The following is a 16307-nucleotide window of genomic DNA, read 5'->3' as shown; positions in this document are numbered from 1 at the left end:
CGGCGCATGCGCTGACCCCGTTCCTGCCTTGGGGATATTGGTCAAAAATGCCGCCAGCGCTTGTGCATCAAGCGTTGGCAGCTATCTTTTTTACAACACTTGGGAGCTCATGCCGTCGCAGTGATTTCGGCCGTCTGGCGCCGCAGCAGCAACCGGTTGGCTACGCTCACGATGGCCTGAACCGACGCAGTCACGATGTTGTGGCTCGCGCCCGCGCCAAAGGTGGAGCCCGCCACGCCGTCCATGGCCGCTTCCACAATCGCCAGCGCCTGGGCGTTGGCGCCCGTGCCGGTGGCGCGCTCTTCATAGTGGTCCACGCGCAGCGGCAGGCCGAGGGCATCCACCGTGGCGGCAATCGGCCCGTTGCCCTGGCCGCGCAAATGCTGGCGCGTGCCGTCGATGGTCACGTCCAGCTCGATGCCCTGCCCGTCTTCATCGAGCTTGTGGCTGTGGCAGGTGATGGCGGCGTGCGCAGGCGCTTTCAGGTACGTGGTCTGGAACAAGTCCCACAGCGCCTCGCCGCTCATTTCGCCCTCGCTCGCGTCCGTCTGCCGTTGCACTACTGCGCTGAATTCGACCTGCATGCGGCGCGGCATCACCACGCCGTGTTCGCGTTCGAGCAGGAAAGCAATGCCGCCCTTGCCCGATTGGCTGTTCACGCGGATCACGCTGTCGTAGGTGCGGCCGAGGTCCGCCGGGTCGATGGGCAGATACGGCACTTCCCACAAGGCGTTCGGGTCTTGCGCTGCAAAGCCCTTTTTGATCGCATCCTGGTGCGAGCCCGAGAATGCGGTGAACACCAGGTCGCCAGCATACGGGTGGCGCGGGTGCACGGGCAGCGAGGTGCATTCCTCGGCAATGCGCGCGACCGAGGTGATGTCCGAGAAGTCGAGGTTGGGGTGCACGCCCTGCGTGTACATGTTGAGCGCCAGCGTCACGATGTCCACATTGCCGCAGCGCTCGCCGTTGCCGAAGAGGCAGCCTTCCACGCGGTCGGCGCCGGCCATCATCGCAAGTTCTGCCGCCGCCACGCCCGTGCCCCGGTCGTTGTGCGGGTGCACCGAGAGCGTGATGTGCTCGCGCGGGCTGAGGTGCCGGTCCATCCACTCGATCTGGTCGGCGAACACGTTGGGCGTGGCGTTCTCCACCGTGGTGGGCAGGTTGATGATGATGGGACGGCCGGGGCCCGCGTTCCATGCGGCAATCGCGGTCTGGCAGGCCTTGAGGGACACGCTGAGTTCGGTGGCGCTGAAGGTTTCGGGCGAATACTGCAAGGTCCACTGCGTTTCGGGCTGTGCATCGGTAAGCTGCTTGAGGTAGCCCACGTGGTGCGCGATGAGCTGCATCACCTGCGTCACGTTCATGCCGAACACGATGCGCCGCCATGCGGGGGCCGTGGCGTTGTAGAGGTGCACGATGGCGCGGGGGGCTCCTTTCACGGCCTCCACGGTGCGCGCAATGAGGTCTTCGCGCGACTGGGTCATGACCATGATGGTCACGTCATCGGGGATGAGGTTCTCGTCGATGAGGCGGCGCACAAAGTCGAAGTCCGTCTGCGATGCTGCCGGAAAACCGACCTCGATCTCCTTGAAGCCGATGCGCACCAGCTCTTCAAAGAGCTTCATCTTGCGCTCGCCGTTCATGGGCTCGAACAAGGCCTGGTTGCCGTCGCGCAAATCGGTGGACAGCCACACGGGCGCGTGGGTGATGCTGCGAGTGGGCCACTGGCGATCGGTCAACGCGACCGGGGCAATGGGCTGGTACTTGGTGGCGGGTTTGGAAATCATGACAAAGGCTCCACGAACGGTGTGTGCGGTGTGAAAGACACGGTGCACAGGTCAAACGAATCTAGAAACGAATGACATCCCCTGCAGCCCTTTGCGTGTGCAAAGGCTGGTTCGCGGGCCGGGGTCAGGGGGAGATCAGGTGTTGCGCTGAGCGGATCAGGCAACGGTGGCGAACGCAGGCAGACCCCGGCCAGGCACTAGGCCTAGCGATAGGGTGGATAGGAGCATGCTGCGTTGCATAGGAGGCAAAGATAGCACAGGCTTGCTGCGGTGCGCAATTATTTTGACGAAAATTGCCGCTAGCGCTTTATGGATAAGCTCTGATAGCTATCAAAATAATAGTGAATACTGCTGATAGGATGGCGCCTTTCGTTGCGTGCCCTCCCCATCTGTTTCGTCAGGAGATCTTTTCATGGCCTACATGCTGCTCATCATGGAACCCCACGGCCAACGGGCCGAGCGGGGGCTGGCGGGGGGCCAGGAGGCCTATGCGCGCATGCTGCGTTTTGGCGAAGGCCTGCAGGCCCGGGGCCTGCTGCGTGCCTCCGAATCGCTGGCCTCCACCGAGCAGGCCGTGCGCCTGCAGGTGCGCGAAGGCCAGGCCCGCATGGTCGATGGACCCTTTGCCGAGACGAAAGAAATGGTGGGTGGCTTTTACCTGCTCGACTGCGCCACGCGCGAGGAGGCTGTGGCCATTGCCCGCGAATGCCCGGCCGCCGAATGGGCCACTGTCGAGGTGCGCGAAGTGGCGCCGTGTTACCACGGGGCTTTGTGATCCGGGGCGCTGACGCTTTTCACACTCCCCGGCGCGCAGTGCCTTCCTGCAGCTGTGCCTGAAACTCCCCCACCGGCATGGGCCGCGCAAACAGGTAGCCCTGCAGCACATCGCAGCCCTGGCGCACCAGGTAGTCGGCCTGCTCGGGCGTTTCCACCCCTTCGGCTGTGATCTGCAGCCCCAGACCGTGGGCCAGCGCCACGATGGCGGTGACGATGGTGCGGCTGTGTTCCTGGCCGGGCAGGTCTTTGACAAAGCTGCGGTCGATCTTGAGGCGCCGCATCGGCAACTGCCGCAGGTAGGCCAGGGAGGAGTAGCCGGTGCCAAAATCGTCAATGGCCAGGTGGATGCCCAGCTGGCTCAGGCGGTGCAGGGTGTGCGCACCGGCCTCCATGTTGTCCATCAGCACGGTTTCGGTGAGTTCGATTTCGAGCAGGTGGGCGGGCAGGCCCTCTTCGCGCAGGATGTCCATCACGCGCTCCAGAAACTGCGGGTCGCCCAACTGCCGTGCCGAGATGTTGACCGACACCCGGAGCGGCCCGCCCGCCTGCCACCGGGCGGCATCGCGGCAGGCCGTGCGCATCACCCAGTAGCCCAGCGGCACGATGAGGCCGCAATCCTCGGCCACCATCACGGCCTCTAGCGGCGAAACGTTGCCCAGCTCCGCATGCGACCAGCGCAGCAGCGCCTCGGCGCCCACCAGGGCGCGGTCGGTGGCGGCAAAAAGCGGCTGGTAGTGCAGCGCGAGGCCCTCGCCTTGCTGGAGCGCGGCGCGCAGTGCATGCTCGATGGCCTGGCGCCGAACCACCGCCTGGTTCATCGACGCGTCAAACCGCACACAGCGGTTCTTGCCCATTTCCTTGGCGCGGTACATGGCCGTATCGGCATTGCTGACCAGGCCGTCCATGTCGGCCGCATCACCCGGAAAGGTGGCGATGCCCGCGCTGCAGGTCATGGTCATCTGCTGGCCGACTTCGGTGAACGAATGGTGGAAGGTGCCGACAATCCGCTGGCCATAGGTGTTGAGCGCTGCGTCGTCCATGTCCAGCGGCAGGATCACGGCGAACTCGTCGCCCCCCAGGCGCGAGATCGCATCGGTGCTGCGCACCACGGACTGCAGGCGCCGCGCCACCTGGCGCAGCAAACCATCTCCGGCCGCATGTCCGAAGGTGTCGTTGAGCGTCTTGAAATTGTCGAGATCGATGTACACCAGGGCCACGCGGGTGCCCTGGTCCCGGGCGGCTTCGATCGCTGCGGCCAGGCGTTCATTGAAGGCGTGCCGGTTGCCCGTGCCCGTGACGGCGTCGGTATGGGCGAGCGCGTGCAGCCGGTTCTCGGCGTTGCGCACGGCCGCCTGGCTGCGCAGCACCATGGCGGCGGCCATGGCCATCACACACCCGGCAATCAGCAACGCGCTGACAAAACGAATGGCCAGGCGCGAGTACACCGCACGCATGGACTTGCGAAAGTACAGGGTTCCCTCTGCCACGCCCGCCGTTTCAACCGGCCGGGCAATCTCCAGCACGCTCACCCCCGCACGCTCGGTCAACCCGCCCATGCCAGCGGCCGCCAGCGTGGCGGGGAAGCTGTCGCCTGGCCCGCGTGTGTAGTGCGCCAGCAGCAGGCCCTGCGCGTCGTACACCCCGGCGCCCAGCACCATGGGCGACGACTTCAGCGCCGCGAGCATCTCGTTGGCCGTGCGCGCATCTCGGAACATGACAGCGGCCGCAATGTTGTCCGCGACGATGGCGGCCTCCACGCGGCTGTCCTGCAGCATGGACTGGCGCGTGCTCCAGTAGTCCAACCCCGTGAGTGCCAGCACCACCGTCAAAAGCGCCAGGCCCGCCGCCAGGATGCCCGTTACCACCAGCCTGGACGACAGCAGCACGGGCGGCAGCGGTGGCGCCGGGATGGCAATCTGGGGTTCGGGGGCCTGGGTTCTCATCGGTACACCTTGGCCAGCCGCAGCAGTCGGGAGCTGATCGTGAGACCCGCCTTGGCGGCGGCGTCGGGGCTGATGCCGAACACGATACGCCCTTCCTGCTGGGTGAGAGCGATGACGATCTCCGGGTTGACGAAGGTCAGCTCATCCGAGACCGTCAGCACGCCATGGCCCTGAGACAGGGTTCGAAGCGCTCGCAATGCCTGCTCTACGTCTGCGTTTTGCAGGATGAGCACCCTGCAGTCGCGCAGGCTGGCCATCTCCAGCAGCCTGATCCGCACGGTACGGCCTTTGGCGGCCTGTTTGCCTTCCAGGGCGGTCAGGGGGCGCTTGAGTGGACTGAAGGGCGAGACGCAGACGGTCAGTTCGCTGCCCATGGCGCTGTCGTTGTCAGGCCATTCGATGAACTGGATGAAGTTGAAGATATAGGCGGCCTTGAGGTCGGGTTCTTCCACGGGGTTGGTGGCATGCGCCAGGCCGACCAACCCGCCCAGCAAACACAGGCCGAACCACAGTATCTTGCCCAGGTGGATGGCGTTGTACATGGCTCAGAACGCGTAGGTGAGCTTGAGCCGGTAGGTCCGTCCATCCTGCCGGATCGATTCTTCGCGGATCTCGTACGAGGCGGGGTCTGCATGCCGGTGGTTGAACAGGTTGTAGACGCCCATCGACACGTCCACATCCGCGAAGCGTTGTGTGTAGACGAGGTTGGTGACGATGGTCCCCGGCAGGCGTGCGCCCGAACGGGTTGCGCGCGCGCCCACGCCAATGGCCTCCACGGCATATTGGCCCGGCCTGCCAGCGCCTGGCGTTGCCCATGCGCCCAGCGCCAGGGTGTCCGACCACTGGACCTTGAGCAAGTGCCGGGGAGAGTTCGTCAGCGGCTGGGGGGTGCTGGTGTTGCGCGCCTTTTGCCAGCCATAGGCCACACGCAGGCGCGAGCCGCCTTGCCAGCGCTGTTCCACCTCGGCTTCCAGCCCGTGAACGCGCACGCTGCCGGTGTTGCCGAAATTCAGTCTTTCCGCTGCGTTCGCATCGCCCAGCGCGATCAGGTCGGTCACCTGCGACCGGAACGCCGTCAGCAGCATGCGGGTGGCGCCGGTGGGGGCATGTTCGAGAGCCAGCTCTGTGGTGCGCACCTTTTCCGACCGAAGCCCCTCCGAGCTGACGATGCCGCCGGGCAGGTCCACGCGGTAGTCGCGTTCGTAGGCATTGGGGGGCCGGTAGGCCGTGCCGTGCAGCAGCTTGAGGGCGGTGGAGGGGTTCCACCAATACACCAGGCCCAGCCGGGGATGGAAGCTGCCCGCACTGCCGGACTGCTTGCCCCAGCGCAGCCCGGTGTGCAGCGTGAGTGTGGGCGCCAGCGCAAATTCATCCTGCATGTAGATGCCCAGCGCATCGCCCGAGCGGCGGGTGTCCAGGTACTGGGCGGGTGGGTCCAGATCGACGTTGAGCTGCTGGATGCGGGTGTCGCGCCGGTAGTCGATGCCCCAGGCGAGCTTGTGGCGTGCAAACGCCGTGCTGACCCACTGCCAGTCGGTGCCCCACCACTGCCCGGTGCCGACGTCGCGGTTGACCGTGAGGGGTGGGTAGTCGTACACATAGTCGCCCACGAAGCGGTAGCGCCCGGCGTGTACGCGGCCGGTGAGCGCCAGTGAGGACGAAATCTGGTGCGTGGTTTCGGCCGCCAGGCGGGTGGTGGTGTCGATGTAGCGCGAGCGTGGGTCGTTGAAGGCCTGCGAGAACGAAGCCGTGGGCGTGCCCTTGGTGCGCTCGCCATGGGCCAGGGTGAGCGTGAGCCCCTCCCGTTGCATGCGGGCAAACAGCTGCGTGCTGCGGTCGAAATCCAGGCGGTGTGCCACACCATGGTGGGTCTCGGGCGCGTCGAACGCTGAAAAGTACTGGTCTGCCCCCCGGCTGCTGGAGCGCGTCACCGCGATGAGCCAGTCGCTGCCCTGGGCATCCACCGTGCCCAGCGAGAAGCGTGCCTTGGCGCTGCCTTGGCTGCCCGCCTCCACGCTGATCTGCGGCCCGGCCAGCTGGCGGCCGTTGCGCGTGATGACATTGACCACGCCAAAGAACGCATTGGCGCCATACACCGCAGAGCCCGGCCCGGGAACGAACTCCACGCGGTCCACCAGGTCCAGGTCGAGCGGGAAATCCGTGCCGATGGTGGCCTGGTCGTAGAGGTTGTCGTTAAAGCGCACGCCGTTGACCAGCAGCAGCACCCGGGTGTTGTAGTCGCCCGGTGTGGCAAAGCCGCGTGTGCCAAGGTAGTGGTAAGAGCGGTCGTACGAGACATACAGCCCGCGCATGCTGCCCAGCACTTCCGCCAGCGTGCGGTAGCCAAAAAGCCGGATGTCGTCTGCGGTCACCACGCTCACCACGGCGGGCGCTTCCAGGGCGGTTTGCGCATACCGGCTGGCCGTCCGGACCTCCATCTGCATGAGCTGTTCCAGCGGCAGCTGGGCAATGTCCGCCTGCGCGGCAGCGTGGGATGCAAAGCCACACAGCAGCGCCAGCACCAGCTGCTGTGTCCGCTGGGTTGTATTGGGTTCCGATCCTCTTTGCATGGGTGGTGCACCCGCTGTGGTGAGGGCCCGCGCATGCAGGCCAAGGCGTTCTGGAGGTTCGTGAATCAGTGGGGCGAAAGGTTTACAAAGTGTATCCATCGCCGGGACCGAACAGTCCCTCCGGGGATCGGTGATGACCCCTAGAAAACTGTAAAAAGTGCTGCGGCCGCCCCGTGAACCCTTGCCGGAGCTCACTCGACGGGCGTGATGCCCTCACGTGCCGCGTAGGCCAGCCCCACGCGGCGGTACAGGCGGCGCCAGCCGAACACGTACACCACCACCAGGGTGGCTGCAAGCGCCAGCCATGGGCTCCAGGGGCTGGACGCTACAAAACGCCACGCCCAGTACAGCTCCGCAAAGCCCATCAGTGCGAAGGTGCCCAGCCCGATCCACGGGCCCTCGGCCCGCCAGGCCGCGACCGAGACGAATGCATGGCCCACCAAGGCTGCGAGGCCCAGCAGCAGGTGGGCCGCCAGCGCCAGCACTGGCCGCTGCTCGAACCACCCCGCCATCCCCCGGAGGGTGGGGGGCGTGTCTGACTTGGCGGTCAGTGCTGCCTGCATCACAAACGCTGCCAAAAACCACTTGTGCTGGAGCCTGCGTGCCGTGGTGTCCTGGCCTCGCAGGGCCGAGCCCACCACGCGCCGCGACCACCAGTCGCCCAGGTCGCCACCCGCGCGTGGCGGGTCTTCTTTCTGTGCATCCGGGGGTAGCTGGGCCATCGCTTCGCGCGCCTGTGCACGCAGGGATTCGGGCACGTGTTCCAGCGCACTGGGGCTGCGGCGCAGCGCGTGCGCACAGACAGCGACGGTGCGCAAGGTCTCGGGCACCTGTTCCAGGCGCCAGCCACCGTCCTGCACGTGGGCGATGCAGGCGTCCTCGCTGAGCATCCCGGCCGGTATTTGCGCAAAGCTTTTCACACCCTGCCGCAGTGCGGTGGCGTAGCGTGCGGGTGTCATGAGCCGCCTGGGCACAAAGCGCACGGTGTCTTCATCGGTGGCCAGCGCGGCGTCCACCATGGCGTGGGTGATGTGTTCACGCGGCACATCGGCCAGCGTACGTGGGTGCGACTGTAGCTGTGCCATCAGCGTGGTCTCGTCGGCGGCTTGGGCCTGGGGTGCTGGCTGTGCAGAACGCGCACGTTGCGCCAGCTGCAGCGCATCCACGCTGGGCGCTGCCATCAGCCACAGCTCCCACCATGCGTCGCCATCGCCGGAATCCGCGTGTTGGTACAGCGTGAGCCACTGCTCGCGCGATTCGCGCAGCACTCCGCCATCACCGGGCAGGGGTCTGGCCAGCGGCGAGGCCCAGGCCTGGGTGTGGTCGCCGCTGCGGTGCCAGGGGGCGGCGTGTTCGGGGTCCGGGTCGGCCGGGCCAAAGCGCGCTGACAGGCGCTGCACCATGGCCTCGCGGGCTTCGTTCACCGCGCGGTGGAGGTCGGCAGACAGGAATTCATACGGGCCGTTGTGCGACTCGCTCAGGTAGGCGCGCATGACCCGGCGCACGACCACGGTGCGGTCGGCCTGCACCTGGTCTGGGTCGTCCGCATCTTCCTCATCGTCGGTGCCGTCATCGTCCTTTTCCGTGCCCGCGCGGTCAGCTTGCAGCATGTCGCCCGCAGCCAGTTGGTGCAGGCGTGTCTCGGCCTGGGCCAGCAGGCGGCTGGCCAGGGGCACGATGCCGTCGAGCGTGTCCAGGCCTTCCAGGTGGTCGGTCAGGGGGGCATGGAAAAAGGGCCGGGGCGGCCAGCAGTTCTCGCGCACGCCGCTGCGCCACAGGGGCGCACCTTCAGCGCCGAGCAAGGCCACCTGCTGGCCGTCATAGTGCGCGCGCCAGACCACAACCCCTTCGCCGTCGATGTACGCCAGCTGACCATCGCGGGTGAGGAACGGCACCAGCGGGGTATCGGGCGTATTGCCCACCAGCCAGCCATCGCCGTTGGTCAGCGGCTCCAGCAGATGCGCTGGTGCCGGCACGAAACGGCCATCGGGATGCAGCAGGCCCCAGGTGGCGCAGGCCGACGGACCTTGCGCGGCGGTGCGCACCACGGCAAAGCCGCTCTCCGCAGAAAAGTCCGAGCCATAGCTCAGGCGCGGGCCGGGCAAAGGCTTGCCTTCGGCCGTGAGAAAACCCGTGCCGTCGTAGCTGTTGGCCACCACGCCGCAGACCATGCGCCGAGACAGGTGGCGGCCACCCTTGACCACCACCTTGCCCCGGGCGTCGAGATAGCCGTGGCCGTTGTCCCAGGCGTTGGGTTCGTCAAAATAGGCCAGGCCGTCGCTGTTGAAGGCATCGATGCTGGGGTAATGCGGCTTCAGCACCCATTCGCCCCGGGCATTGATCAGCCCGTAGCGTTCTCCATCGAGCGATGCGGCCGTGGTGGGGGACTCGCCAAACGGCTTGGCATCGCGAAAGCGGGGTTCAATCACCCAGCGGCCCGCGCGGTCCACAAAGCCCTGGGTGCGCTGGTTGCTATCCTTTTTCCACAGCGTGGCGCGGGCCAGGCCGTTCGCGCCGAACAGGCCCAGTTCATGAAAAGCTTCGTCGCTGGTGGGCTGGCCCTTGCGGTTGATGGCGCGCCATGCATCCTGGCCCACCTGCACGGCACTCACCCCGTTGCGGAATGGGTGGGCGTTGTCGAAGGTCGGGGGGATGACCACCGCACCCGCCAGGTCCACAAAGCCCCAGCGGCCCCCGTCGCAAAAGCGCGCCAGTCCGTCTTCTGAAAAGTTGCGTGCGTTCTGCAGCGCGGGCGGCACGCGCCAGCAGCCTTCGCCATCGATATAGCCCCACAGCGAGTTGTCGGCCTGGGCAGCGCTGACCCAGCCGCCGCGCCCGTCGGCGTTGAAGCGCAATACCGCCTTCAAGCCTTCTGGTGGCACCACGGCCCGCCCGGGGTGGACGATGACCAGGGCCGGGGTCTGGCAGCTGGGTTCCAGCGGAATGCTGGCCAGCCAGGGAGGGGCCGGTTCGGTGGTGATGTCGCTGTCTTCGTTCATTGTGCTCGGGGGCTCTCCGCGCGGCATCCTACCGAGGGTGTCTGGCCGGGCGCGTAACCATTTGCACGCCTTGGCAAATGCCCCACACCTTGGGCTGCGCCTGACACCTTGGCGACTTTTTTCTACGTAGTTACCCTGATTTTTTGAACCATCCTGTCGATCTGCCCGGCCTTCGTTCGTCGTGCAGGTGAAGGTCCACCAACGGGCCCTCAACCCATCACTTTCAGGAGAACCCCATGCGATTCATGATCATCGTCAAAGCCACCGCCGAATCCGAACAAGGCTGCATGCCCAGCGCCGCCCTGATGGCCGAGATGGCCCGCTACCACGAAGAACTGGCCCATGCGGGCGTGCTGCTGGACGGCAGCGGCCTCAAGCCCAGCGCGCAGGGCTGGCGTGTGCGCTACACCGCCAGCGGCCGCACCGTGACCGACGGACCGTTCACCGAAACCAAGGAACTCATTGCCGGCTACACCCTGATCCAGGTGCGCAGCAGGGGCGAGGCGCTGGAATGGACGCGCCGCTTTCCCAATCCGCGGGGTGAGGGGCTCGATGCCGAGATCGAAGTGCGCCAGCTCTTTGAGATGGAGGACTTTGCCGGCGTCGAAGGCGTGGAGAAATTCCATGACCTCGAAGCGATGCGCGGCTGAAACCAACCGGGAGGACCCTCTACCATGATCAAGACCATTGCCCTTGTGCTGCTGGCGGCGCTGGGACTTTTCCTGGCGTTTGCTGCCACCCGCCCCGACACCTTCCGCGTGGAGCGCAGCCGCGTCATCTCCGCCCCGCCCGAGCGTGTGTACGGCCTCATCCACGACCTGCGCCAGTTCAACACCTGGAATCCGTACGAACGCAAGGACCCCGCCGCCAAGGGCGAGTACAGCGCCAACACCATCGGCCCCGGCGCGCGCTATGCGTGGCAGGGCGACAAGGTGGGCACCGGCAGCATGGAGATCGTCGATGCCACTGCCCCGGCGCGCGTGGCAATGAAGCTCGACTTTGTGGCCCCGTTCGAAGCCCACAACCAGGTCGAGTTCACGCTGCAGCCCGAAGGGGCAGGCACCACCCGCGTCACCTGGGCCATGCACGGCCCTGTGCCCTACCTGGCCAAGATTGCGCACCTGGTTTTCAACATGGACCGCATGGTGGGCCAGGACTTTGAAGACGGCCTGGTCAACCTGCAGGCTGTGGCGCAAAAGCCTGCCGGCTGAGCCCCATCCCCTGTTGCGCTTTGCAAAACCTTTCGTTTCGCTTTACCTTCCTTACTCCTCAGGAGCACCTCATGCACCAACAAATCTTCGTGAACCTGCCCATCGAAAACATGGCCCGCTCGCAGGCGTTCTTCCGCGCACTGGGCTATGACTTCAACCCCCAGTTCACCAACGACCAGGGCGCCTGCCTGGTGGTGGGCGAAAACCTCTTCGTGATGCTGCTGGTCAAGGACTTCTACCAGACCTTCACCAGCAAGACGATTGCCGATGCGCGCACCACCTCCGAGGTGCTGGTGTGCTTCTCTTGCCAAAGCCGTGCAGAAGTCGATGCGCTGGTGGACAAGGCCGTGGCTGCGGGCGGCACCACACCCCGCCCTGCGCAGGACCTGGGCTTCATGTACTCGCGCAGCTTTGACGACCTGGATGGCCACACCTGGGAGTTTGTGCACATGGTGGACGCCAGCAAGGCGCTGGGATGAGAACGTGTGAATGAATGCGCCGGATTCATTCACACCTTTTGATCGCGTGAAACCCTCTACCCTTCCCGACCGCGATGCCCTGCACCGCACCATCGACTCGGTGTGGCGTATCGAGGCCGCGCGCATCATCGCCAGCGTGGCGCGCATGACGCGGGACGTGGGCCGGGCCGAGGAACTGGCGCAGGACGCGCTGGTGGCCGCGCTGGAGCACTGGCCTACCACCGGCCTGCCCGCCAATCCGGCGGCGTGGCTGATGACCACGGCCAAGCGCCGCGCCATCGACCACCTTCGCCAGCAGGCGCTGCACACGCGCGAGAACGAAGCCCTGGGCCACGACCTCGAAGCGCTCGAAGCGCAGTACGCGCCCGACGTGGTGGAGACCCTGATGCACGTGCAGCAGGACGACATTGGTGACGACCTGCTGCGCCTCATCTTCACCGCCTGCCACCCCGTGCTGCCCACCGAGGCGCGTGTGGCGCTCACCTTGCGGCTGTTGGGCGGGCTCACCACGGCTGAGATCGCACGCGCGTTTCTCGTGCCCGAGCCCACCGTGGCCCAGCGAATTGTTCGCGCCAAGCGAAGCCTGTCTGCGGCCCACGTTCCGTTTGAAGTGCCCGGCCCTGCGGAGCGCGCGCCGCGACTGGCCTCGGTGCTGGAGGTGATCTACCTCATCTTCAACGAAGGTTATGCCGCCACGGCGGGCGATGACTGGATGCGCCCCGCTTTGTGTGGCGAGGCGCAGCGACTGGTGCGCGTGCTGGCCAGCCTGGCGCCCGATGAGCCCGAGGTGCAGGGGCTGGTGGCACTGCTCGAAATCCAGGCCTCCCGCCTGCCCGCACGCACCAACGCACAAGGCCAGCCCGTGCTGCTGATGGACCAGGACCGTGCGCGCTGGGACCACCTGCTGGTGCGCCGGGGGCTGGCAGCCCTCGACAAGGCCGAGCAGCTGGCACGCGTGGGCCATGCCTGGGGGCCCTATGCGCTACAGGGTGCGATTGCGGCCTGCCATGCGCGCGCGCACCGCGCACAAGACACCGACTGGCACCATATCGTGGCGCTGTATGACGCACTGCTGCAGGTGGCGCCCTCGCCTGTGGTCGCTCTCAATCGCGCCGTGTCGGTGGGCATGGCCCTGGGTCCGGCCGCAGCACTGGCCCTGGTGGATGAACTGGCCGCAGAACCCAGCCTGCGCCACTACCACTGGCTGCCCAGTGTGCGGGGCGACCTGCTGGCCAAGCTGGGGCGCCAGACGGAAGCTTGTGCAGAGTTTGAACGGGCCGCCAGCCTGACGCGCAATGCGCAGGAGAAGGCACTGCTGCTGGCGCGAGCGCGAGCGTGATGGACATGCACTCCAGCCGGCGCGCTGCGTGAAGCAGGTCGGAGCAGGGCAGGATCAGCGTCGACGCTTCTGGGTGCGGCCGTGTGGCGTGGCCACCTTGGGCGCCAGACCCAGCGCGGCACGCGCCAGCGCATCGGCCGCCCCATTGCGGTGGCGGGGAACCCATTGCAGGTCCACCTGTGCAAACCGCTGCAGCACACGGCGCGCCTCGTCAAACAGCGGTGCCAGCCGCTCGATAGGCGCTACGGCCTGCTTGCCCAGTTGCTCCACCAGCACGCTGCTGTCGCTGAGCACCTGCACGGTGGTTGCCGTCGCCACCACCTGGGGTTCCAGCCACTGCAGCGCCCGCAGCAGCGCGCGCAGTTCGGCCTCGTTGTTGCAACCGGTGAAGGTCGTGGCTTCAGAAATGGTGTGTTGCGTGGCCCCACCGGGCCCCACCAGCACTGCCCCCAGCCCCATGCGCCCGGGGTTGGGCACGGCGCTGCCGTCGCAGTGCACCACCCAGTGGGCGGGTTCGGTGGCCACGGCCTATTTGTAGAAAGCTTCGACTTTGCCCTTGAGCTTGATCATCAATGGCTGGCCCTTGCGGTCCACCGTCTTGCCTGCGGGCACTTTCACCCAGCCTTCGCTGACGCAGTATTCCTCGACATCGCTGCGGTCCTTGCCGTTGAAGCGGATGCCGATGTCGTGCTTGAACACCTCCGCCACATGGTGCGGGCTGCGGGGGTCCACCGACAGGTGATCGGGCAAGGGGGGTGGCGTGGTGGAGGTGGTTGCGTCGGTCATGCAGAAGGCTCAGTGTGAAAAGGCAATGGGAAAGAAAACAAAAACGGAAAGCGCGGATTCTCCGGGATTTGGTCCTGCAGTGCTGCGCCAAGCCCCTGCCACCCTACCGCGCGAGAGGCGCAACGCCGATCAGCCAGGCATGCGCCCAGAACGCAAAGCCCACCCAGGCCACAGCGCCCACCACCACGGCCACGCCCGTGCCCGCCGCAGTGCCGGGCGCGTAGCCGGTGTTCATCGCCCGGTCGCGCTGCCGTGCGGCCCGAAAGCTCAGCACGGCCCACAGCAAAAAGCTGCCAAACAGCAATACATCGGCCAGGTTGCCGTTGGACAGCAAATGCGCCAGCGCCCACACCTTCACGCCCAGCACCATGGGGTGGTGCAGCCGGGCCTTGATGGCATTGCGCGGCACGTAGGTGGCGGCCAGCAGGATGAAGGCAATGAGCGTCAGCAGCGACGCAGCGTGCCGCATGCCAATGGGCGGCACCCACAGCACCACCGGCTGCTGCCGCGCCAAGCCATAGCCCCACACGATGAGTGCCAGGCCCATGGCGGAGACCAGTGAATACAACCCCTTCCACGGCATCTCACCCATGCGTGCCAGCGTCTGCGTGCGCCAGCCATCGGCCACGATGCGCACCGAATGCACACCCAGAAACAGCACCAGTCCAAGAACCAGAATTTCCATGGCAAGACCTTTCATCGGGGGTTGTTGTGGGCGCAGCCACCTTGTGTGGGATTGTCGCGGCCTCAGTATGCAAAAAATTTGAATAAAAATGGCCTTCTGCGCTCGTCCATCATGCACTGATAGCTATCAAATTGATAGTTAATGGGTGTTGCTTGGCGTGCCCTCAGCGGGCTCTCGCTAGGCCACCGCATGCTGCGCCAGCAGCGCCCCCACCTTGGGCTTGGCGCAGCGCTGCAGCGTTTGCAGCAGCGTGTAGCTGGGCTCGGCCACCCTCCAACGCGTGCGCAGGTCGTGCTGCATGCGCGCCAGCAGCGCAGCAGCCATCTCGGCATCGGCCAGCGCCCGGTGCGCCTGGCCCGTGCGCGGCAGGCCGTGGTAGTCCACCAGCGAGCCCAGCTTGTGGCTGGGCGCCTGCGGGTACAGCCGCCGCGACAGCAGCACCGTGCACGCAAACGGCTGCGGCGCGGGCAGACCGGCCAGGGCCAGCTCGGCCTGCCAGAACTTGCTGTCAAACGAAGCGTTGTGCGCCACCATGGGCGCATCGCCCACAAAACGCGCCGCGTCCTGCATCACCCCCGCCGCATCGGGCGCGGCGTTCACCATCGCGTTGGTAATGCCGGTGAGCTGGGTGATGAACGACGGTATCCACACCCCCGTTTTCATCAGGCTTTGAAAACGGTCCACCACCTGCCCTTTTTCCAGCAGCACGATCGCCACCTCGGTCGCACGCGCGCCCTGGCCGGGCGAGATGCCGGTGGTTTCAAAGTCGATGACGGCGATGGGGGGCATGGGTGGGGCGGGTGGTGTGAGGGACATATTGTCCGTGGTGTGGGTTGGGCCGCCTCTCGTTGGCACCAGGGCACCAAGATACAGGACAGGCTCGGGGCCATTGCAGCGAGAGCCTTATGATCAACGCTCTTCAAATCGTCCGGTTCAGCTTGAGAGGTTGTCGGTAAGGCGCCGACATGATTGACCTCTCTACCTTGTTACAGGGCTTTGTACTTGGCTTGGGCGTGTTCATTTGCCCAGGACCGAAGGATGTCCTGATCCTTCGCGAAGCACTGCGTGGACGCTCTCCGGCCCAGTTGATTGCTGTGGGCTGCGGCAGCGATGCGGTGCTGATTGCCCTGGGGCTTATCGGGCTGTCTGCCGCGCTACAGGCGGAACCTGCATTGCGGTTGGCCGCGCAGGTGCTTGGCATTGCGCTTTTGGTCCTGCACGGCGGGTTGGCAGTGCGCAACGCCATGCGTGCCTGTCCTGCCGTGTCATTGAATGCCGTCGCCGCAGCGGCCCCCGGATCGCATGGATTGCACCAGCTCCTGTTGGTGTCGTTGCTCAATCCAGCGGCTTGGCTGGACACGGTACTGATCATCGGAGCAGTGGGCGCAGCGCTGCCGGTCGATACCCGCTGGAGCTATGCCCTTGGCGCGGTGAATGCGTCGCTGGTGTGGTTTTCGATATGGGTTTTGGGTGCACGCAAAGCGCAGCGATTCATGGGAGCCTCCAGCGCATGCCGAGCGTTGGATGTCAGCATTGCCCTGGCGATGTGGGGGATGGCCCTTTGGATGTCCTGGGACCTGTGGTGAAACACCCGGGGATGGCCTGCATGATTCCCTGCGGTCTGTGATCGCGCGGCGTTGGGCATCTCGGCGTCGGCCGATGCCCGGTGGGCCTGGCCCGTGTGCGGCAGCCCTGCGGGAACGCGTGCCCTACACTGCCCATCCCTTTTTC

15 protein-coding genes are annotated in these 16307 nt (G+C 66.0%); 6 read left to right on the top strand and 9 right to left on the bottom strand.

Annotation, left to right across the window (positions count from 1 at the left end):
* Positions 1–107 precede the first annotated feature (107 nt).
* Positions 108–1787, bottom strand: a complete 1680-nt coding sequence (gene leuA / locus KW832_RS17965; protein ID WP_121508049.1) for a 2-isopropylmalate synthase — start codon at positions 1785–1787, stop codon at positions 108–110.
* 412 nt (positions 1788–2199) lie between these two features.
* On the opposite strand from leuA, the gene KW832_RS17960 reads away from it, so the two are divergent.
* Complete coding sequence (locus KW832_RS17960; protein ID WP_055393669.1) at positions 2200–2562, top strand: YciI family protein; 363 nt, start codon at positions 2200–2202, stop codon at positions 2560–2562.
* A gap of 19 nt (positions 2563–2581) precedes the next feature.
* Here KW832_RS17960 and KW832_RS17955 read toward each other — a convergent pair whose 3' ends face one another.
* The 4 genes from KW832_RS17955 to KW832_RS17940 form a co-directional block, all read right to left on the bottom strand.
* On the bottom strand, positions 2582–4507 hold the full coding sequence (locus tag KW832_RS17955) for a bifunctional diguanylate cyclase/phosphodiesterase (protein ID WP_121421739.1): 1926 nt from the start codon (positions 4505–4507) through the stop codon (positions 2582–2584).
* Positions 4504–5049: a YfiR family protein gene (locus KW832_RS17950; RefSeq protein ID WP_218300712.1), complete on the bottom strand. Its 546-nt coding sequence runs from the start codon at positions 5047–5049 to the stop codon at positions 4504–4506. The genes KW832_RS17955 and KW832_RS17950 overlap by 4 nt, the downstream gene beginning before the upstream one ends.
* Before the next feature lie 3 nt (positions 5050–5052).
* Positions 5053–7077, bottom strand: coding sequence for a TonB-dependent siderophore receptor (locus KW832_RS17945; protein WP_255577810.1), 2025 nt, complete (start codon positions 7075–7077; stop codon positions 5053–5055).
* A gap of 191 nt (positions 7078–7268) precedes the next feature.
* Complete coding sequence (locus KW832_RS17940) at positions 7269–10076, bottom strand: WG repeat-containing protein (RefSeq protein ID WP_218300713.1); 2808 nt, start codon at positions 10074–10076, stop codon at positions 7269–7271.
* A 236-nt stretch (positions 10077–10312) separates the two neighbouring features.
* Between KW832_RS17940 and KW832_RS17935 the strand changes: the two genes are divergently transcribed.
* The 4 genes from KW832_RS17935 (at position 10313) to KW832_RS17920 (ending at position 13105) form a co-directional block, all read left to right on the top strand.
* Positions 10313–10726 carry a YciI family protein gene (locus KW832_RS17935; protein ID WP_218300714.1) on the top strand — a complete coding sequence of 138 codons (414 nt, stop codon included), beginning with the start codon at positions 10313–10315 and terminating at the stop codon, positions 10724–10726.
* 24 nt (positions 10727–10750) lie between these two features.
* Positions 10751–11287, top strand: a complete 537-nt coding sequence (locus KW832_RS17930; protein ID WP_121508053.1) for an SRPBCC family protein — start codon at positions 10751–10753, stop codon at positions 11285–11287.
* Positions 11288–11358: 71 nt separating this feature from the next.
* Positions 11359–11766, top strand: coding sequence for a VOC family protein (locus tag KW832_RS17925; protein WP_121421735.1), 408 nt, complete (start codon positions 11359–11361; stop codon positions 11764–11766).
* A 46-nt stretch (positions 11767–11812) separates the two neighbouring features.
* Positions 11813–13105, top strand: a complete 1293-nt coding sequence (locus KW832_RS17920) for an RNA polymerase sigma factor (RefSeq protein WP_218300715.1) — start codon at positions 11813–11815, stop codon at positions 13103–13105.
* Positions 13106–13159: 54 nt separating this feature from the next.
* On the opposite strand, the gene KW832_RS17915 is transcribed toward KW832_RS17920, so the two are convergent.
* From KW832_RS17915 to KW832_RS17900, 4 genes are all read right to left on the bottom strand, one after another.
* Positions 13160–13630, bottom strand: a complete 471-nt coding sequence (locus KW832_RS17915) for a ribonuclease HI family protein (protein WP_255424244.1) — start codon at positions 13628–13630, stop codon at positions 13160–13162.
* 3 nt (positions 13631–13633) lie between these two features.
* Positions 13634–13891, bottom strand: coding sequence for a DUF3297 family protein (locus KW832_RS17910; RefSeq protein WP_010464995.1), 258 nt, complete (start codon positions 13889–13891; stop codon positions 13634–13636).
* Positions 13892–13994: 103 nt separating this feature from the next.
* Entirely contained in the window at positions 13995–14576 is a 582-nt protein-coding gene (locus KW832_RS17905; protein ID WP_218300716.1) for an NnrU family protein, read from the bottom strand.
* 177 nt (positions 14577–14753) lie between these two features.
* On the bottom strand, positions 14754–15365 hold the full coding sequence (locus tag KW832_RS17900; protein ID WP_121421731.1) for a PolC-type DNA polymerase III: 612 nt from the start codon (positions 15363–15365) through the stop codon (positions 14754–14756).
* 176 nt (positions 15366–15541) lie between these two features.
* On the opposite strand from KW832_RS17900, the gene KW832_RS17895 reads away from it, so the two are divergent.
* Positions 15542–16162, top strand: a complete 621-nt coding sequence (locus KW832_RS17895; RefSeq protein WP_218300717.1) for a LysE/ArgO family amino acid transporter — start codon at positions 15542–15544, stop codon at positions 16160–16162.
* The last annotated feature ends 145 nt before the right edge of the window (positions 16163–16307 follow it).

It is taken from the genome of Acidovorax sp. sif0632, assembly GCF_019218805.1.
In the GTDB taxonomy this organism is placed as follows: domain Bacteria; phylum Pseudomonadota; class Gammaproteobacteria; order Burkholderiales; family Burkholderiaceae_C; genus Acidovorax; species Acidovorax facilis.
This window is presented reverse-complemented; position numbering and strand designations above follow the sequence as displayed.